Source organism: Rhodobacter sp. CZR27 (assembly GCF_002407205.1).
GTDB lineage: Bacteria > Pseudomonadota > Alphaproteobacteria > Rhodobacterales > Rhodobacteraceae > Cereibacter_A.
The window spans coordinates 1,757,358-1,774,875 of the sequence record NZ_CP023548.1 but is presented as its reverse complement, the minus strand read 5'-3'; the positions used below and the strand labels follow the sequence as shown (position 1 = coordinate 1,774,875).

Annotated in this window: 17 protein-coding genes; 12 read left to right on the top strand and 5 right to left on the bottom strand. The window is 67.8% G+C overall.

Annotation, left to right across the window (positions count from 1 at the left end; translation table 11 throughout):
• The first annotated feature begins 121 nt into the window (after window positions 1–121).
• The 3 genes from CK951_RS08610 to CK951_RS08600 are packed head-to-tail and all read left to right on the top strand — an operon-like array spanning window position 122 to window position 5,185.
• Complete coding sequence (locus CK951_RS08610; protein ID WP_096785752.1) at window positions 122–754, top strand: TetR/AcrR family transcriptional regulator; 633 nt, start codon at window positions 122–124, stop codon at window positions 752–754.
• Complete coding sequence (locus CK951_RS08605) at window positions 736–1,905, top strand: efflux RND transporter periplasmic adaptor subunit (RefSeq protein WP_198402332.1); 1,170 nt, start codon at window positions 736–738, stop codon at window positions 1,903–1,905. The genes CK951_RS08610 and CK951_RS08605 overlap by 19 nt, the downstream gene beginning before the upstream one ends.
• Window positions 1,906–1,915: 10 nt before the next feature.
• On the top strand, window positions 1,916–5,185 hold the full coding sequence (locus tag CK951_RS08600; protein ID WP_096785751.1) for an efflux RND transporter permease subunit: 3,270 nt from the start codon (window positions 1,916–1,918) through the stop codon (window positions 5,183–5,185).
• A gap of 153 nt (window positions 5,186–5,338) precedes the next feature.
• Here CK951_RS08600 and CK951_RS08595 read toward each other — a convergent pair whose 3' ends face one another.
• Complete coding sequence (locus tag CK951_RS08595; protein ID WP_096785750.1) at window positions 5,339–5,470, bottom strand: entericidin; 132 nt, start codon at window positions 5,468–5,470, stop codon at window positions 5,339–5,341.
• Between the two features lie 15 nt (window positions 5,471–5,485).
• Window positions 5,486–7,300, bottom strand: a complete 1,815-nt coding sequence (locus CK951_RS08590) for an extracellular solute-binding protein (protein WP_096785749.1) — start codon at window positions 7,298–7,300, stop codon at window positions 5,486–5,488.
• A 293-nt stretch (window positions 7,301–7,593) separates the two neighbouring features.
• Here CK951_RS08590 and CK951_RS08585 point away from each other — a divergent pair, with 293 nt between their 5' ends.
• A complete protein-coding gene (locus tag CK951_RS08585) occupies window positions 7,594–8,367 on the top strand; it encodes a 3-hydroxybutyrate dehydrogenase (RefSeq protein ID WP_096785748.1) in 774 nt (257 codons plus the stop codon).
• A gap of 67 nt (window positions 8,368–8,434) precedes the next feature.
• Here CK951_RS08585 and CK951_RS08580 read toward each other — a convergent pair whose 3' ends face one another.
• Both CK951_RS08580 and CK951_RS08575 read right to left on the bottom strand, forming a co-directional pair.
• Window positions 8,435–9,346: a pseudouridine-5'-phosphate glycosidase gene (locus CK951_RS08580; RefSeq protein ID WP_096785747.1), complete on the bottom strand. Its 912-nt coding sequence runs from the start codon at window positions 9,344–9,346 to the stop codon at window positions 8,435–8,437.
• Window positions 9,343–10,230, bottom strand: coding sequence for a PfkB family carbohydrate kinase (locus CK951_RS08575; RefSeq protein ID WP_096787208.1), 888 nt, complete (start codon window positions 10,228–10,230; stop codon window positions 9,343–9,345). Before CK951_RS08575 ends, CK951_RS08580 begins: the two co-directional genes overlap by 4 nt.
• A 227-nt stretch (window positions 10,231–10,457) precedes the next feature.
• On the opposite strand from CK951_RS08575, the gene rpsB reads away from it, so the two are divergent.
• The 3 genes from rpsB to CK951_RS08560 all read left to right on the top strand — a co-directional run bounded on the left by rpsB (window position 10,458) and on the right by CK951_RS08560 (window position 13,590).
• On the top strand, window positions 10,458–11,219 hold the full coding sequence (rpsB, locus tag CK951_RS08570; protein WP_096785746.1) for a 30S ribosomal protein S2: 762 nt from the start codon (window positions 10,458–10,460) through the stop codon (window positions 11,217–11,219).
• An 80-nt stretch (window positions 11,220–11,299) separates the two neighbouring features.
• On the top strand, window positions 11,300–12,196 hold the full coding sequence (gene tsf, locus CK951_RS08565; protein WP_096785745.1) for a translation elongation factor Ts: 897 nt from the start codon (window positions 11,300–11,302) through the stop codon (window positions 12,194–12,196).
• A 209-nt stretch (window positions 12,197–12,405) separates the two neighbouring features.
• On the top strand, window positions 12,406–13,590 hold the full coding sequence (locus CK951_RS08560; protein WP_096785744.1) for an FAD-binding oxidoreductase: 1,185 nt from the start codon (window positions 12,406–12,408) through the stop codon (window positions 13,588–13,590).
• A 60-nt stretch (window positions 13,591–13,650) separates the two neighbouring features.
• Here CK951_RS08560 and rpe read toward each other — a convergent pair whose 3' ends face one another.
• On the bottom strand, window positions 13,651–14,361 hold the full coding sequence (gene rpe / locus CK951_RS08555) for a ribulose-phosphate 3-epimerase (protein ID WP_096785743.1): 711 nt from the start codon (window positions 14,359–14,361) through the stop codon (window positions 13,651–13,653).
• 432 nt (window positions 14,362–14,793) lie between these two features.
• Between rpe and CK951_RS08550 the strand changes: the two genes are divergently transcribed.
• From CK951_RS08550 to CK951_RS21645, 5 genes are all read left to right on the top strand, one after another.
• Window positions 14,794–16,212, top strand: a complete 1,419-nt coding sequence (locus CK951_RS08550) for a tyrosine-type recombinase/integrase (protein ID WP_096785742.1) — start codon at window positions 14,794–14,796, stop codon at window positions 16,210–16,212.
• A 14-nt stretch (window positions 16,213–16,226) separates the two neighbouring features.
• The gene (locus CK951_RS21655; RefSeq protein ID WP_232520597.1) at window positions 16,227–16,373 is read left to right on the top strand and encodes a hypothetical protein; all 147 of its coding nucleotides are present in this window, start codon (window positions 16,227–16,229) and stop codon (window positions 16,371–16,373) included.
• A gap of 100 nt (window positions 16,374–16,473) precedes the next feature.
• Window positions 16,474–16,785 carry a hypothetical protein gene (locus CK951_RS21650; protein WP_232520596.1) on the top strand — a complete coding sequence of 104 codons (312 nt, stop codon included), beginning with the start codon at window positions 16,474–16,476 and terminating at the stop codon, window positions 16,783–16,785.
• Between the two features lie 98 nt (window positions 16,786–16,883).
• Window positions 16,884–17,297 carry a DDE-type integrase/transposase/recombinase gene (locus CK951_RS21370; protein WP_232520595.1) on the top strand — a complete coding sequence of 138 codons (414 nt, stop codon included), beginning with the start codon at window positions 16,884–16,886 and terminating at the stop codon, window positions 17,295–17,297.
• 41 nt (window positions 17,298–17,338) lie between these two features.
• Window positions 17,339–17,515, top strand: coding sequence for an integrase core domain-containing protein (locus tag CK951_RS21645; RefSeq protein ID WP_232520594.1), 177 nt, complete (start codon window positions 17,339–17,341; stop codon window positions 17,513–17,515).
• Window positions 17,516–17,518: the final 3 nt, after the last annotated feature.

The window sequence follows — 17,518 nt, the reverse complement described above, 5'->3', positions numbered from 1 at the left end:
CGGCCCCCGTGCTACGCCTCCCGCCCGGGGGATGCAAGCGGCGGGCCCTCACGGCCTCTTGAACTTGCCGCAGGCTCGGCTATCTGCGAATGAACGTTCATTCGCTCCCGCAGGAGAGGCCATGTCGGACAGCGCGCTCGCCTCCGCCCAGCGGAGCGGAGAGATCCTGGACCTGATCCGGGGAACCTTTGCCGACAAGGGCTTCGACGGCGCCTCGATGCAGGATCTGGCGCGGGCCGCCGGGATGAGCGTCGGCAACTTCTACCGCTACTTTCCGTCGAAGGCGGCCATCGTCGAGGCCATCGTGCTGCGCGACCTGAAGGGCGTGGAGCGCGATTTCATGGCGGTGGTCAGTTCGACCGACCCGCTGGCGCGCCTGCGCGAGATCCTGCGCTACCGGATCGAGGTGAAGCTTTGCGAGGAGGACGCCCCGCTCTGGGCCGAGATCACCGCCATGGCGCACCGCAACCCCGAGATCGGCGAGATCTGCCGCCGGATGGAGGCCGAGATCGAGCGGGCCCTGGTCGGCATCTTCGCCCGCGTCACCGGCCTTGCCCCCGACGAGGCACACCGCCGCTTTGGCGCCCATGCGGCCTTCGTGGTGATGCTGGTCAAGACCTGGGCGCTCGACTGGCCGCAGAAGAAGGCCGGCGCCACTGAACTGAAATCCCTCCTGCTGCGTACCATCGACGCGACCCTGGACGAGGTCGCGCAGCTTCAAGCGAAAGGCGAGCCATGCGGCGCATCCTCCTGACCGTCGTTTTCCTGAGCGCGCTGCCGGCGGCCCTGTCCGCACAGGAGGTCGCCCCGCCGCAACCGCAGCATCAGGCGCTGCCGGCCATCACCGTCTCGACCGTGGGCGAGCGGGTGATGCGCGACCGGGTGATCGCCTCGGGCCTTGTCGGCGCGGTGGAGCTGGTGCAGGTCCAGCCGCTGATCGAGGGCCAGCCGATCGAGACGCTGGAGGCCGAGGTCGGCGATTACGTGGCCGAGGGCGAGGTGCTGGCGCGGCTGTCGCTCTCCACCCTCGAACTGCAGAAAAGCCAGTTCACCGCGGCGCTCGCCTCGGCCAGGGCCACCATTGCGCAGGCCGAGGCGCAGGTGCTGGAGGCGCAGGCGTCCTCGGACGAGGCGCAGCGCGTCAGCCAGCGCACGGCGCAGCTGCGCCAGCAGGGCGCGGCCTCGCAGGCGGCGGCCGATACGGCGCAGGCGGGCGCGATCTCGGCCAATGCCCGGGTGATGGTGGCGCGCCAGACGCTGGCGGCCGCCCGCGCGCAGGTGCTGCTGGCTGAGGCGCAACTGGCCAACATCGAGCTTCAGCGCGAGCGGACCAATGTGGTGGCGCCGGTCGCGGGCGAGATCGTCGAGCGCAATGCCAAGATCGGCGCCATCGCCGCGGCGCAGGGCGAGCCGATGTTCACGCTGCTGCGCGACGCGGCGCTGGAACTGTTCGCCGATGTGCCCGAGCAGGATCTGATCCGCCTGAAGCCGGGCCAGACGGTGCTGATCCGCACGCTGGGGGCGGACGAGCCGCTGATCGGCTCCGTCCGGCTGGTCGAGCCCGCGATCGACACCGAGACCCGCCTTGGCCGCGCCCGCATCGCCATCGAGCGGATGGAGCGCGTCCGCTCGGGCATGTTCGCCGAGGCCGAGATCCTGATCGCCGAGCGCAGGACGCTGGCGGTGCCGATCACCGCGGTGGGTTCCGGCCCCGAGGGATCGACGGTGATGCGGGTGTCCGAGGGCAAGGTCGAGCGCCGCCGCGTCCTGACCGGCATCCGCGACGATGGCATGGTCGAGATCGTCGAGGGCCTCGCGCCCGGCGATCTGGTGGTGACCAAGGCCGCGGCCTTCGTCCGTCCCGGCGACCGGATCAATCCGGTCCCGGCCGAGCCCGTGAACTGAGGGGCCAGCGATGAACTTCTCCGCCTGGTCGATCCGCAACCCCGTCGCCCCGATCCTCGGCTTCGTGCTGCTCGTGGTGCTGGGCTGGCAGTCCTTCAACTCGCTGCCGATCACCCGCTTCCCGAACATCGACGTGCCGCTGGTGGCGGTGGTGGTCAACCAGTCCGGCGCCGCGCCGGCCGAGATGGAGACCCAGGTCACCAAGGAGATCGAGGATGCCGTTGCCGGCATCACCGGGGTGAAGAACATCACCTCGACCGTGGTGGACGGCCGCTCCACCACCGCGGTCGAGTTCCGCATGGAGGTGCCGACCGACAAGGCGGTGCAGGACACCAAGGACGCCATCGACCAGATCCGCGGCGACCTGCCGGGCGACATCGAGGCGCCGATCGTCAGCCGCATCGACGTCGAGGGGCAGGCGATCATGAATTTCGCGGTCTCCTCGCCCGACATGACGATCGAGGAGCTGTCGTGGTTCGTCGACGACACCGTGACCCGCGCCTTGCAGGGCAAGCCCGGCATCGGCCGCGTCGACCGCTACGGCGGCGCCGAGCGCGAGATCCGGGTGGAACTCGATCCGGTGAAGCTTGCAAGCTATGGCATCACCGCGCCGCAGGTGAACGTGCAGGTGCGCGCCACGAACGCAAACCTCGGCTCGGGCCGGTCGCAGCTGGGGCAGGGCGAGCAGGCGATCCGCACGCTGGGCGACGCCTCGACCGTGGAGCGCCTGGCCCAGACCACCATCGCGCTGCCGTCGGGCCGGCATGTCCGGCTGGCGGATCTGGGCGAGGTCGTGGACACCTACGAGGAACTGCGCTCGTTCTCGCGCCACAACGACGAGCCGGTGGTGACCTTCGCCGTGTTCCGCGCCAAGGGGGCGAGCGAGGTTTCGGTGGCGGAAACCGTGAACGCCGTCCTCGCCGACCTTGCAGCCAAGCACCCGGAGGTGCGGGCGGAACTGGTCGATGACACGGTGTTCTACACCTACGGCAACTACGAGGCGGCGCTTCATACCCTGCTGGAAGGCGCGCTGCTGGCGACGCTGGTGGTGCTCGCGTTCCTGAAGAACTGGCGTGCGACCTTCATCGCGGCGGTGGCGCTGCCGCTCTCGGCGGTGCCTACGTTCTGGATCATGGACCTGCTGGGCTTCTCGCTGAACCTTGTCAGCTTCCTCGCCATCACGCTCGCCACCGGCATCCTCGTGGACGACGCCATCGTCGAGATCGAGAACATCGCCCGCCACATCCGAATGGGCAAGACGCCCTACCGCGCCGCCATCGATGCAGCGGACGAGATCGGCATGGCGGTGATCGCGACCTCGCTCACCATCGTGGCGGTCTTTGTGCCGGTCTCGTTCATGCCGGGCATCCCGGGGCAGTATTTCGAGCAGTTCGGCCTGACCGTCGCCATCTCGGTGCTCTTCTCGCTGCTGGTCGCACGGCTCATCACGCCGATGATGTCGGCCTATCTCATGCGGCCCAAGGATGCCGACGAGCACCCGCAAGAGGATGGCTTCATCATGCGCAGCTACCTCGGCCTCGTGCGGCGCACGCTGAAGATGCGCTACCTGACACTGCTGGCGGCCATCGGCGTTCTGGCGATCTCGATGTTCTTCATGCTCCGCATCCCCGGCAGCTTCATCCCGCCCGAGGACGTGAGCCGCATCCCGCTGAGCGTGGAACTCGCGCCCGGCTCGTCGCTCGACGACACCGATGCCGCGACCCGCAAGATGGCGGCGCTGATCCGGGACGTGAATGGGGTCAAGGACGTCTTCGTGCTCGGCGGCGCCTCGCCCACCGGCGAGCGCGACATCCGCCGCGCGAGTGTGACGATCCTGCTCGACAAGCTCGACCATCGCCTCAGCTACCGCATCTCGAGCCTGATGCAGCGCCTGCCCGGGATCGGGCCGTTCCTTCCGGGGCTGGAGCCGAAGGGCCGCGTCCGGCCGCAGAACGAGATCGAGGCCGAGATCTTCCGCCTTCTTTCCGCGGTGCCCGACCTGCGCGCCTTCAAGCTGAACGACCGCGGCGAGCGCGACCTGTCGTTCTCGATCCTGTCCTCGAGCGAGGCCGACCTGAACCTTGCCGTGGCGCGGCTCGAGGCGGCGATGCGGGGCGATCCGCTGCTGGACGATGTGGCCTCGGAAGGCGCGCTGCCGCGGCCCGAGCTTCAGATCACGCCGCGCGAGAAGGAAGCGGCGCGGCTTGGCGTCACGACGCGCCAGATCGCCGAGATCGTCCGCGTGGCCACCATCGGCGATATCGACGCGAGCCTTGCCAAGCTCTCCATTGATGACCGGCTGATCCCGGTCCGGGTGCAGATCGCGCCCACGGCGCGTGGCGATCTTGCCCGGCTTGCCTCGCTCAAGGTCACGACCGCTTCGGGCGCTCAGGTGCCGCTGTCGGCGGTGGCCGATATCCGCATCGCGGAAGGCCCCAGCGTGGTGGACCGGCTGAACCGCGAACGCCGTGCGACCATCGGGGCGAACCTGCCGGTGGGTGTGGCGCTGGGGACCGCCTCGGCCCGCTTCAAGGAGATCACCGAGAGCGTGGAGCTTCCGCCCACAGTCCGCATCGCCGAGGCGGGCGATGCCGAGATCCAGCAGGAGCTGCTGCAAAGCTTCGGCCGTGCGATGATCCTGGGCCTGATGCTGGTGCTGACGGTGCTGATCCTGCTGTTCCGCTCGGTGCTGCAGCCCTTCACCATCCTGTTCTCGCTGCCCTTGGCCATTGGCGGGGTAGCGGCGGCGCTGATCCTGACCGGATCGGCGCTGTCGATGCCGGTGCTGATCGGCATCCTGATGCTGATGGGGATCGTCACGAAGAACGCGATCCTGCTGGTGGATTTCGCGGTCGAGATGCGGGCGCGCGGGATGGACCGCTTCACCGCGATCATGGAAGCCGGTCACAAGCGCGCGCGGCCGATCGTCATGACCTCGATCGCCATGTCTGCGGGGATGCTGCCCTCGGCGCTGGGGGTGGGCGAGGGCGGGCCGTTCCGCGCGCCGATGGCGACGGCGGTGATCGGGGGGATCATCGTCTCGACGGTCCTGAGCCTCGTCGTGGTGCCGTCGTTCTTCCTGATCATGGACGACCTCTCGCGGCTTCTGGCGCGGATCTTCAGCGGCATCGCCACCGCGCGGGATGCCGAGCCCGAGGAGCCGTCGGCCGAGGAGCTGGCGGCCCGTCTGGCCGCCCGCGAGGCCGAGTTCGGGGCGCTGGAGGAACGGGTGGCCCGGCTGGAGAAATCGCCGCCGCCCCGGATCTTCGTGGCGCAGTAGCGGGACCGGACGACGTGGCCGGTCCGGTGTCGCCGGACCGGTCGGGCGCTCGCCCCGCGCCGCTCTTGTCGGGTCGCGGCGTTTGCTGTCTCCAGCTTGCGGCGGCCGCGCGGCCGCCCGTTCAGCCGGATCGGGAAAATCCGGCCGTCGCGCTCAGTATCCCGGCCCGAGCACCCAGTTCCCGACGCGGTTCGCGCCGCCGGTGATGTCCTGACCCACGCCGGCCACCGTGTTGCAGCCCTGAAGGGCGGCCGCGAGGGCCGCCAGAACCATCAGCTTCTTCATCTTCTCTGCTCGCTCTCAGTCCTCGTGCCACCAGACGTCCGGCAGGAAGCCCGGCCAGTCGCCATAGATGGGCAGTTTCGCCGGATAGCGCAGGTGCCTGTCATGCGCCAGCCGCGAGACGTCGGAATACCAGATCGGAACAACATAGCGACCCGCCGTAAGGATGCGGTCCAGCGCCCGCACCGAGGCCCGGAACTCCTCCGGGTCCGAGGTCGCGAGCATGTGCCGGATCATCGCTTCGGCCGCCGGACTGTCCATCCCCATCAGGTTGCGCGAGCCCGGCACGTCCTTGCCCTCGGCCGACCAGTAGAGCAGCTGCTCGTTCCCCGGCGACAGGGTGAGCGAGCGGATGAAATGGGTCATGTCGAAGTCCTGCCCGTCCACCCGCTGCTTGAACTGCGCCGGATCCACCGTGGTGATCCGCACCGAGATCCCCAGCCGCGCCAGCGCCTGCCGGTAGATGTTGGCGGCCGAGAGCATGGTGTCCGAGCCCTGCTGCAACAGGATCTCGAAGGCGAAGGGCTGGCCCTTGCCGTCCTTCAGCACGCCGTCCTCGACCTGCCACCCTGCCTCGGCGAGCAGCTTCGCCGCCGCCCGCAGCCCCTTGCGGTTGGACTCGGAGCCGTCGGAGACGGGCAGGGCATAGCCTTCCAGCGTGCCGGGCAGAAGCTCTGCCGCGAAGGGGGCGAGCAGGGCGCGCTCGCGCCCCTCGGCCGGCTTGCCCGGCTCCATCCCGAGGTCGGAGTTCGAGAAATAGGAGCGGATCCGCGGCTCGGCCCCGCCGGTCAGAGTGGTGTTGACCAGCTCGAAGTTGAAGGCGCGGATCATCGCCTCGCGCACGCGCCAGTCGGCGAAGATCGGCCGGCGGATGTTCATCACCAGCCCCTCCATCCCCGAGGGGCGGCCATGCGGGATCTCGGACCGGACGATCTCGCCCGAGCGCACGGCGGGGAAGTCGTAGTTCACCGCCCATTTCGCCGGATTGGCCTCGCGGAAGCTGGTGAGCGTGCCGGACTTGAACGCCTCGAACGCCACTCCGCCGTCGCCGAAGTATTCGATCACCACCTCGTCGAAATTGTGCTGGCCGCGGTTGAAGGGCAGATCCTTGCCCCACCAGTCGGGATTGCGGCGGTAGCGGATCACCCGGCCCGGCTCGAAGCTTTCGACCACATAGGGACCCGAGCCGATCGGCGCCTCGAAGCCGGAGGCCGCGAAATCGCGCCCCTCCCACTGCGCCTTCTTCAGGATCGGCCGCAGGCCCAGCACGAGGGGCAGTTCGCGGTCCTCGGTGTTGAAGGTGAAGCGGACGGAGCGCGGCCCGGTCTGCTCGGCCTTCGCGATCTTCTTCCACGCCACCCAGTAGCGCGGCATGCCCCTGGTGCCGAGCGTCTCGAAGGACCACAGCACGTCCGCGACCGTGACGGGCGAGCCGTCCGAGAATCGGGCGCCCTCGCGCAGCGTGAACTCGACCCATGTGCGCCCCGCGTCGGTCTCGACCGATTCGGCAAGCAGGCCGTAGAGGGTGAAGGGCTCGTCGATCGAGCGCCCCATCAGGGATTCGACCGTCATCGGTCCCAGCGAGGCCGCCGCCCGGCCCTTCACGATATAGGGGTTGAGCGAATCGAAGCCGCCGGTCTCGCCCAGCACGATCCGCCCGCCTTTGGGTGCATCCGGATTGACGTATGGCAGAGACACAAAATCCGGTGGAAGCTTCGGTTCGCCATACATAGCTATGCCGTGCTGCGGCGCGGCCGTGGCCGGGCCGGCCATGACGGCAAGGCTTGCAGGGATGAGGAGCAGGCGCAGAAGCGGCCGGATTCGATGTATCATTCGGGCAACAACTCCTCGGCAGCCGGTCCATCGCGGGCCAGAACTAAACCCGCTTGGTAACCTTTTCAAACTTTTACCTTGGACAGCGGCGGAGAAGGTCGTATAAGTGACTTACTGCTCGATAGGTTTCTTGCCTGTATGAAACCTGCCTCAACGACTTAACGCCGGCTTCGCGCCGGCGTTTTTTTTTCGCGCTTCGCGAATGACAGGGGCTTCATGCGCGCGATGCCGTCTCGCCTTGCGGCACCGGCCCGGATAGTCCTGTGGCCAGTGGAAATGACGGGAGGCAAGACATGGTGCTGAAGGGCAGGACGGCGATCGTCACCGGCTCGAACTCGGGAATCGGGCTGGGCTGCGCGGAGGAGCTGGCGCGCGCCGGGGCGGATGTGGTGATCAACTCCTTCACCGACCGGGACGAGGATCACGCGCTGGCCGAGCGGATCGGCCGCGACTTCGGGGTGACCGTCCGCTACATCGCCGCCGACATGTCGAAGGCCGAGGACTGCCGCGCACTGGTCGAGAAGGCGGGCGGCTGCGACATCCTGGTGAACAACGCGGGCATCCAGCACGTCTCGCCGATCGAGGATTTTCCGGTCGAGAAGTGGAACGCGATCATCGCGATCAACCTGACCTCGGCCTTCCACACCACGGCCGCGGCGCTGCCGGGGATGCGGGCGAAGGGCTGGGGCCGGATCGTCAACATCGCCTCTGCGCACGGCCTGACCGCCAGCCCCTACAAGTCGGCCTATGTCGCGGCCAAGCATGGCGTCGTGGGCTTCACCAAGGTCACCGCGCTGGAAACCGCCGGCAAGGGCATCACCTGCAACGCGATCTGCCCGGGCTATGTGCTGACCCCGCTGGTCGAGGCGCAGATCCCCGACCAGATGAAGACCCACGGCATGGACCGCGAGACCGTGATCCGCGAGGTCATGCTGGAGCGTCAGCCTTCGCGGCAGTTCGCGACCACGGGCCAGATCGGCGGCACGGTGGTGTTCCTCTGCTCGGACGCGGCCGAGCAGATCACCGGCACCACGATCTCGGTCGACGGGGGCTGGACGGCTCTTTGACCGCAGGCGGCGGCCCTTCCCTGCGCAGGGCAAGGGCCGCCGCCTGTGCGCGACGGGCCGCGCCGCCTCAGCCTGCCACGATGGCTTTCGCGATCGCCGCGGCGAGGCGGGCGTTCGCAAGCACCAGCGCGGTGTTGGCGGTCAGCGAGCGGCCTTCCGTCAGGTCGAAGATCAGGTCGAGCAGGAAGGGCGTGACGGCCTTGGCGGCCACGCCCTGCGCCTCGGCTGTGGCGATGGAGCGGGCGACCACTGCTTCGATCTCCTCCAGCGGGATCTCGGCCTCGGCGGGGATCGGGTTGGCCACGAGCTGCCCGCCCGGCAGGCCAAGCCGCGCGCGCATCAGGTGGGCGGCGGCGATCTCTTCCGGCGCGTCGAGCCGCAGCGGGGCCCTCAGCCCCGACCGGCGCGACCAGAAGGCCGGCAGCTCGTCCTGGCCCACCGCGATCACCGGCACGCCCAGCGTCTCCAGCACCTCGAGCGTCTTCGGCAGGTCGAGGATGGCCTTGGCGCCCGCAGAGACCACGGTGACCCGCGTCTGCGCCAGTTCCTGAAGATCGGCCGAGATGTCGAAGCTCTGGTCCGCCCCGCGGTGCACGCCGCCGATCCCCCCGGTGGCGAAGACCTCGATGCCCGCGAGCCGCGCGGCGATCATCGTGGCGGCAACCGTGGTCGAGCCGAGCGCGCCGGTGGCAAGGCATACCGCCAGATCGGCGCGCGACAGCTTCATCACATGCTCGGCGCGGGCGAGACGCTCGATCCCGGCTTCCTCGAGACCCACGCGGATGCGCCCGTCCATCACGGCGATGGTCGCGGGAATAGCCCCGGCCCGGCGCACCTCGGCCTCGACCGCGCGGGCGGTGCGGACGTTCTCGGGGTAGGGCATGCCGTGGGTGATGATGGTCGATTCCAGCGCGACGACGGGCCGGCGCGCGGCGATCGCCTCCTGGACCTCGGGATGCAGGGCAAGCGGTGCGGTCATGGGCTGTCGTCTCCTGAAACATGGGTGGCCGCGGCGGCAAGCGCGGCCTGAAGGGCAATCGGGCGCGGGACCCCCTGCCATTCGGCGGCGAGGTGGGCGGCAAGGAAGGCGTCGCCGGCACCGGTGATCCGGCGCAGCGGGACGGCGGGCGGCAGGGCTTCCAGCACGCCCGCCTCGCGGCAGCCATCGGCTGCGGGGCAGGGCCCGTCGGTCACCACGACGCGGGCGCAGCCCAGGGCAAGCAGCGCCTCGGCCGCGGCGCGCGCCGTCGCAAGACGCGATCCGCAGATCGCCTCGGCCTCGGCGCGGTTCAGGTGCAGCACCGCCTGCGGGTGCCGCATCAGCGGCACGAGGCGCGCCGCCTTGGCGGGACTCGCCGGGACCAGCCGCAGCCGCGCCCGCGACAGCAGCGGCAGGTCGGCCAGCGCATCAATCGCATCGGGGGCAAGGTTGGCGTCGATGACCGCCGTGCTGGCCCAGGGCGCCCCGTCCCGGCCGAGCCTGCCATCGGCCAGCGGATCGAGGATCGCGCGGCCCGCGGCCTCCAGCGCCCGGCCATCCGCCACGGCGCCGACCAGCACGCCCTGCGACTCCAGCGCCAGATAGATGTCGGTCATCGCCCCGCGATGCAGGAAGCGCGTGTCGAGGCCGAGCGCCTCGCAGGCCGCCACCAGCTCCGTGCCCTCGGCGTCCGTGCCGACCGAGGACAGAAGGCCGACGGCGCAACCCTGCCGCGCCAGCGCCCGCGCGATGTTGAGCGCGACGCCCCCTGGCCGGCGGCCGATCTCGCCCGGCACGTCGGCGCCTACCGGAAGCGCCCGGGCCGCTCGGCCGATCACGTCCCAGTGCACGGCGCCGATGCAGAGGATGTCGGGCAGGCTCATGACGGCTTGATGCCCGGTCCCGGGCCTTTCGGCAAGCCGCGCCGACAGACGCCAGCGTCGCATTGCGGTCCCGCGCCGCGCGGGGCTTGCAATCGCACCGCAAGGGGGATAAAGGCGGCGCACTTCACAGGCGGAACCTGGGCCTTGCGGGGGAGACATCCCCGCAGGTCCGCCGGTTGGGGCGCAAGCCCTTACACGGTTCCGCCGAGGCGCAAACCGGAAAGGACATGGACATGGCGCTCCCCGAGTTTTCCATGCGTCAGCTGCTTGAAGCTGGCGTTCACTACGGCCACCAGACCGCCCGCTGGAACCCGAAGATGGCAGAGTTCATCTACGGCGAACGCAACGGCATCCACATCGTCGACCTGACCCAGACCGTGCCGATGCTCGACCAGGCGCTCAAGGTCGTGCGCGACACCGTGGCGAAGGGCGGCCGCATCCTCTTCGTCGGCACCAAGCGTCAGGCCCAGAAGCCGATAGCCGAAGCCGCCGAGAAATGCGCGCAGCACTACATGAACCACCGCTGGCTGGGCGGCACGCTCACCAACTGGAAGACCGTCTCGCAGTCGATCCAGCGCCTGAAGAACCTGGACGAGCTGCTCGCCCACGGCGCGGAAGGCCTGACCAAGAAAGAGCGGCTGAACATGGAGCGCGAGCAGCAGAAGCTGCAGGCCTCGCTGGGCGGCATCCGCGAGATGGGCGGCACCCCGGACCTGATCTTCATCATCGACGTGGGCAAGGAAGACCTCGCGATCCTCGAAGCCCAGAAGCTGGGCATCCCGGTCGTGGCCGTGGTCGACACCAACAACTCGCCGAAGGGCGTGGACTACGTGATCCCGGGCAACGACGACGCCGCCCGCGCGATCGCGCTCTATTGCGACCTCGTCTCGCGCGCCGCCCTTGACGGGATGAGCGCCCAGATGGGTGCCGCCGGCATCGACCTCGGCGCGCTCGACGTGGCGCCCGAGGAAGAGTCGCTCGGCGCCTGATCGGCGGCCGTCGCAATCCCGTTACCGGACGGGGGTAACTCCCCCGCCCGGGCTTTGGCAATTCAGTGAGGAGAGCCGCAATGGCAATCACCGCCCAGATGGTGAAGGAACTGCGCGAATCCACCGGCGCAGGCATGATGGACGCCAAGAAGGCGCTGACCGAAACGGACGGCGACATGGAAGCCGCGGTCGACTGGCTGCGCACCAAGGGCCTCGCGAAGGCGGCGAAGAAGGCCGGCCGCACCGCGGCCGAGGGCCTCGTGGGCGTCGCCGTCTCGGGCGGCACCGGCGTCGCGGTCGAGGTGAACTCGGAAACCGACTTCGTGGCCAAGAACGCCGACTTCCAGTCGATGGTGGCGGGCTTCACCAAGGCGGCTCTGGCGACTGACGACATCGACGCGCTGAAGGCCGCGTCGCTGAACGGCAAGACCGTCGAGATGACGCTGCAGGAAACCATCGCCGTCGTCGGCGAGAACATGACGCTGCGCCGGATGGCCAAGGTCTCGGGCGATTCGGTCGCGGCCTATGTCCACAACGCCGCCGCCGACGGTCTGGGCAAGATCGGCGTGCTGGTGGCCGTGAAGGGCACCGACAACGGCATCGCCAAGCAGATCGCCATGCACATCGCCGCGACCTCGCCGATGGCGCTGTCGGAAGCGGACCTGGACCCGGCCGTGGTCGAGCGTGAGCGCAGCGTGCAGACCCAGAAGGCGCTGGAAGAGAACGCCGCCTCGGCCAAGCCGAAGCCCGCGCAGGTGATCGAGAACAACATCATCCCCGGCCGGATGAAGAAGTTCCTCGAAGAGAACACGCTGCTCGGCCAGAAGTTCGTGATCAACCCGGACCTGACCGTGGCGGAAGCCGCGAAGCAGGCCGGTGTCGAGATCACCGGCTTCGTCCGCATGGCGGTGGGCGAAGGCATCGAGAAAGAGAAAGAGGATTTCGCCGCCGAAGTGGCGAAGACCCTCGCCGGCTGACGTCCGCAACATTGCCCCGGACGGCGCGACCCATCGGGTCGCGCCGTTTTCATTTGGCGCCGCGGGTTTCTGGTTCGCCGCCTTCGGCTCCGGCGTCCGTAGCCCGCGCGTGGGGCAGGGGCCGCCTTCATGATTGCCGCTTCCGGCCGGGCCTGTTCATCGTCGGGCGCCTGCACTAGCCTCGCCGAAAATCGGCAGCGGGGCAGGGCATGAGCGGACGGACGGCGGATGTGGTGGTGATCGGCGGCGCGGTCATGGGGGCCTCGGCGGCCTTCTGGCTGACCCGGATGCAGCCGGGTTTCCGCGTGGTGGTGGTCGAGCGCGACACGACCTTCGCGCGGGCCTCCACGGCGCTCTCGGTCGCCTCGATCCGGATGCAGTTCACCACCGCGGTGAACGTGGCGATCTCGCGCTTCGGGGTGGAGTTCATCCGCGACTTCCGCAACAGCCTGGGGATCGATGTCGGCATCGGCTCGCTCGGCCTGACCGAGAACGGCTATCTCTTCCTGACCGGCACCGAGGAAGGCGCTGCCGTCCTGGCCGAGGTCGCGGCCATGCAGCGCGCGCTGGGCGCCGCGACCGAGATCCTGTCACCCGAGGCGCTGAAGCGCCGCTTTCCTTGGCTCGAGACGTCCGACCTCGTGGCGGGCTCCTTCGGTCCGCGTGACGAGGGGTGGTTCGACAACATGGGCCTTCTCAACGGCTTGCGCGCCGCGGCGAAGGCACAGGGAGCCGAGTTCATCCGCGACACCGTCACCGGTCTCGACATCGGGGCAGATCGGGTGACGGCTGTCCGGCTCGCCTCGGGCGAGTGGATTGCCTGCGCCGCGGCGATCAACGCCGCCGGAACGCGCGCGGCCGAAGTCATGGCGATGGCCGGCCTTCCGCTGCCGGTCGAGCCGCGCAAGCGCACGGTCTTCGTGATCGATGCGCCGAACGCCCGGCATCCCGAGGCCCCGCTGCTGGTGGACCGCGGCTTCTACCTGCGCCCCGAGCGCGGCGGACAGTGGATCACCGCGACTGTTCCCGATCTTGACGGCCCCTGCGATCCCGATGACTTCGAGCCCGATCTTCACCTGTTCGAGGAGGTGATCTGGGAGCAGCTCTACGCCCGAGCCCCCGGCTTCGACGCGGTCAAGGTGGTCCGCCACTGGGTGGGACATTACGCCTACAACACCCTGGACCAGAACGCGATTCTGGGCCCGGACCCCCGGCTGCCGAACCTTTTCCTGATGAACGGATTCTCGGGCCACGGGCTGCAGCAGGCGCCGGCCGTGGGTCGCGGCATCGCCGAGCATGTCCTCACCGGCGGCTGGCAGAGCCTGGACCTGTCGGATCTCGGCGTGGCACGCATCCTTGCCGAGCGGCCGTTCCGCGAGCGGGCGGTGGTGTGACGCCGCCGGAAGAAACGACCGGAACACGTTGAAGCGCAACGGGTTCCGGTCGCTTGGGGATCACTTCGCGGCGAACTGCTGGCCCAGCGCGCCTTCGGCCGCGGCGCGGATCGCGCGGATGTTTGCGCCATAGGGCGCGGGATTGTCCACCGAGCCGCCCTTGAATACGGCCGAGCCCGCAACAAGCACGTCGGCACCCGCCGCCGCGACCAGAGGTGCGGTCTCCGGCGTCACGCCGCCGTCGATCTCGATATGGATCGGCCGGTCACCGATCATCGCGCGCAGGTCGCGCACCTTGGCCACCTGGCTCTCGATGAATTTCTGCCCGCCGAAGCCGGGGTTGACGGTCATGATGCAGACGAGGTCGAGCAGGTCGAGCAGATGCGCCACCGCGTCAAGCCCCGTGCCGGGGTTCAATGCGAGGCCGGCCTTGCGGCCCGTGCCGCGGATCGCCTGCAGCGTCCGGTGGATGTGCGGACCGGCCTCCAGATGCGCCGTGATGACATCGGCCCCGGCGGAGGCGAAGGCGTCGATGTAGGGATCGACCGGCGCGATCATGAGATGGACGTCCATCACGCCCTTGATATGCGGCCGGATCGCCGCGCACATCGCCGGGCCGAAGGTGAGGTTCGGCACGAAATGGCCGTCCATCACGTCGACATGCACCCAGTCGCAGCCCTGAGCCTCGATGGCGCGGCATTCGGCGCCGAAATTGGCGAAGTCGGCGGAGAGGATCGACGGGGCGATCTTGATGCGGCGGTCAAAGGTCATGGCTGCGCTCCTTGGGGTTGAGGTCGGAATATCCGATGCGGGTCGCAGGCTTCAAGGCGGTCTTAAGTCTCATCTACACGATAACATAATACGGATTATCCGAACATCGCCACACAAAGCGGTAGTTTTGTGCCCTTTATGACGTATTTGCAGGAGCTTGCCGAGTGTGTTCTTCTTCCGTTCTGAGGTGCGCAGAATGACTTATTGTTTCCCCTGCCACAGACCGGTATTTTCATCGCGTGAGGCGCTACATCCTCGCATACGGCGAACGCTTCGTCACCGTCGTCGACGAATCCGGCGCGCCGGCGTACTACTCGACGGCGCTGGCGCTCTCGCGGCGTTCTCATGGCCATTGGTCAGAGACCATGAGTGCGGAAGCCACAGATCTGGTTCGCCTCGGGCTCTGGGCACTTCGGGAGCGCATCGACCTGAATGCGCGAGGCCGGCGCCTATTTCGATCTGGTCGAGATCGAGACACTGGCGGAAGCCTGCGGGCTGAAGACCGAGACTCTGCGACGGATCACATTGCCAGCGGTGACGGAGATCCGGCGGTGGGTTGCCATGTCGAAGGCCGACATCGTCAGTAACGCCCTGAAGTACCGTCGCCTGTCGACCGCCGCCCGATATTTTTGTTTCGTCGGGCGCATGTCCGAGGCGCATCTTCCAAAGCGTTCGCTGGAACTTGCCGAGCGGATCAGCGCGCGCAAGGACATGGCCGCTCGCATAGCGGTTCACCGGCCAAGGATCCAGTCCTCGCGGATCCGAAGTATCGTCAAGGCTGCCGATGTGGCCAGGGTGGCGGCCTTTGTGGCCACGGGTAATCCCTACGACGTCTGGAAGACGGAAGCGATGGCGCGGCGCAACTGGGCTCTCGTCTGCCTGCTGGTGGCATCCGGCGTCCGTCAAGGTGAAGCACGGCAATTGAAGCCGGAGGACGTTAAACTTGCGACCTGCGAGATCCGGGTGGAGCGACGGCATGACGATCCGGAAGATCCGAGAAACCGTGAGCCGAATGCAAAGACTCTCGACCGGATTGTACCTTTCGGACCCACTGTCGCGCAGGCCCTGGAGGACTACATGTTTGGTCCGGGAAGCGACGCGGCCGAGAAGCGCGGCTCGCCCTTCATCTTCCTGAGCCATGACAACCATACGCATGGGACGCCGATCCCCGATCGTACCGTTGGCCGGGTGGTCCACGAGCTCGGAAAGCATCTCGGCATCGAAGGCCTCACGCCGCACCACCTTCGACATGGCTGGATTCAGAGCCTGGCCGACTGGGCAATTGCGGCCGGGATTAGCGCTGCGGACTTCGCGCGCTTCGCCAATTTCCTTGGTGGTTGGTCCTACCTCAGCACGATGGCCGCCGAATACCGAGGTGATCTACTTGACGGAAGCCGCTTTCAAGACAGGAGTCCGGGTTCAGGAGAGTCGTTCGTGAAATCCCCCACGAGTTCGACACATGTAGTTGGGTCTGAATATCGGCAAGCATTCGCGTCTGATGGTACGCCGTTTGATCCCGAGCAGGATTCCTGGTCGTTCCGCACGCTCTCCGGCGCGGTCAATATCGACTTTACCATGTTGCGGGAAAGCGCGTCAGGCGCATTGATTGCTTCTTTGAAGCGATCAATGCGCACCATGGTGGCGACCAGAAACCTGAACACTTCTGGAGCAGCCTTCCGCCAGTTCAGAAATCTTGTTCTGTTTGCACACCAACGTCGCGATGGGCAGGTCGAAGAGATCGACGCGGAGGATGTCGCTCACTGGTGCGCGCGCGGCAACGTCGCTCACCTCGCACAGCTTCGTATGTATCGACCCAGTGAAAATCTGCTCATGCTACAAGGAGTAAGGTAGCGATGAGTGTGACGATGGACGACCCGATCAAACGCTGGACGGCGAAGCGCAAGACGGCGCTCGTGGTGGAGATCATCCAAGGCACTTGTGAGGGACCGTGGCGCCAGTGGCGCCGCGTAAGCCCGAACAAGGACGGTGGCCGAGGCCAGCCGGTCCTATGATCTCTCGCCTTCCGAGATCGAGGGTTGGGTCGAGGATGCCAAGCGGGGGATGGATATCGAAGGGGACCGTGGCCGCAGTGCGGCCGCGTAAGCCCTGGAGATGGCGCTCCGCGCCAACCCGCTCGACATCCGCGAGCAGTACGAGAAGCAGCTGAAGGACCTTCAGGAAGCCTATGGCGAGGCGATGCTGGAGCTGCGGGCGAGAAAAAAGCTCCAGGCCCTGCTGGATGCGGCGGATCGAGCCATGGAGCCGCCACTGGTCCGAGGCCCATGGCGAGGAAATGATCCAGAGCATCCAGCAGGGCCTTCTGGCCGATGGGATCACGGTGCCGCTGACCAAGCTGTGTGCGTGGTTCGGCGTGCCGCGGCGGACCGTGTACTACAAGCCGACGAAAGCTGCGCCGAAGGTTGATCCACGATTTGCCGAGCCGATCAAGGCCATGATCGAGCAGGAGCCGTCCTTCGGCTACCGCACGGTCGCCTGGCTTCTGGGCTTTCAACAAGAACACGGTGCAGCGGGTCTTCCAGATCAAGGGCTGGCAGGTCCGCAAGCGCCCGATCGGAATGCGACCCAGGATAGAAGCGGTGCCCTCGGTGGCCCAGGCCCCCAACGAGCGCTGGTCCACGGATCTCTGCCGGGTCTGGGCCGGGCGCGACGGCTGGGCCACGCTCGCCCTGGTGATCGACTGCCATACCCGCGAGCTTCTGGGCTGGCACCTGTCGCGCTCGGGCAAGGCCTCCACGGCCGCGAGCGCGTTGGAACACGCGCTGATCAACCGGTTCGGCACACTCGGCCGGGTGACGAAGGAGTTCCTGCTGAGGTCCGACAACGGCGTTCGCCATGGGCCTCGGACCAGTGGCGGCACCATGGCTCACTCTTCACCAGTCGCAAATACACGGCCCTCGTCCGCAGCTACGGCCTGAAGCAGGAGTTCATCACCCCGCATTGCCCGCAGCAGAACGGCATGGTCGAGCGCGTGATCCGGACCCTGAAGGAGCAGTGCGTTCACCGCCAGCGCTTCGACAGCCTCCAGCACGCGGCACGCGCCATCGGCGACTGGATCGCTTTCTACAACCATCGCCGCCCGCATCAGGAGCTGGACATGAAAACCCCCGCCGAGGCATTCGCCTTGGCGGCTTAACCT

Coding starts and splice junctions, on each gene's coding strand:
- CK951_RS08610 (WP_096785752.1), top strand. CDS start 122: ATGTCGGACAGCGCGCTCGCCTCCGCCCAGCGGAGCGGAGAGATCCTG.
- CK951_RS08605 (WP_198402332.1), top strand. CDS start 736: ATGCGGCGCATCCTCCTGACCGTCGTTTTCCTGAGCGCGCTGCCGGCG.
- CK951_RS08600 (WP_096785751.1), top strand. CDS start 1,916: ATGAACTTCTCCGCCTGGTCGATCCGCAACCCCGTCGCCCCGATCCTC.
- CK951_RS08595 (WP_096785750.1), bottom strand. CDS start 5,470: ATGAAGAAGCTGATGGTTCTGGCGGCCCTCGCGGCCGCCCTTCAGGGC.
- CK951_RS08590 (WP_096785749.1), bottom strand. CDS start 7,300: ATGATACATCGAATCCGGCCGCTTCTGCGCCTGCTCCTCATCCCTGCA.
- CK951_RS08585 (WP_096785748.1), top strand. CDS start 7,594: ATGGTGCTGAAGGGCAGGACGGCGATCGTCACCGGCTCGAACTCGGGA.
- CK951_RS08580 (WP_096785747.1), bottom strand. CDS start 9,346: ATGACCGCACCGCTTGCCCTGCATCCCGAGGTCCAGGAGGCGATCGCC.
- CK951_RS08575 (WP_096787208.1), bottom strand. CDS start 10,230: ATGAGCCTGCCCGACATCCTCTGCATCGGCGCCGTGCACTGGGACGTG.
- rpsB (WP_096785746.1), top strand. CDS start 10,458: ATGGACATGGCGCTCCCCGAGTTTTCCATGCGTCAGCTGCTTGAAGCT.
- tsf (WP_096785745.1), top strand. CDS start 11,300: ATGGCAATCACCGCCCAGATGGTGAAGGAACTGCGCGAATCCACCGGC.
- CK951_RS08560 (WP_096785744.1), top strand. CDS start 12,406: ATGAGCGGACGGACGGCGGATGTGGTGGTGATCGGCGGCGCGGTCATG.
- rpe (WP_096785743.1), bottom strand. CDS start 14,361: ATGACCTTTGACCGCCGCATCAAGATCGCCCCGTCGATCCTCTCCGCC.
- CK951_RS08550 (WP_096785742.1), top strand. CDS start 14,794: ATGCGCGAGGCCGGCGCCTATTTCGATCTGGTCGAGATCGAGACACTG.
- CK951_RS21655 (WP_232520597.1), top strand. CDS start 16,227: ATGGACGACCCGATCAAACGCTGGACGGCGAAGCGCAAGACGGCGCTC.
- CK951_RS21650 (WP_232520596.1), top strand. CDS start 16,474: ATGGCGCTCCGCGCCAACCCGCTCGACATCCGCGAGCAGTACGAGAAG.
- CK951_RS21645 (WP_232520594.1), top strand. CDS start 17,339: ATGGTCGAGCGCGTGATCCGGACCCTGAAGGAGCAGTGCGTTCACCGC.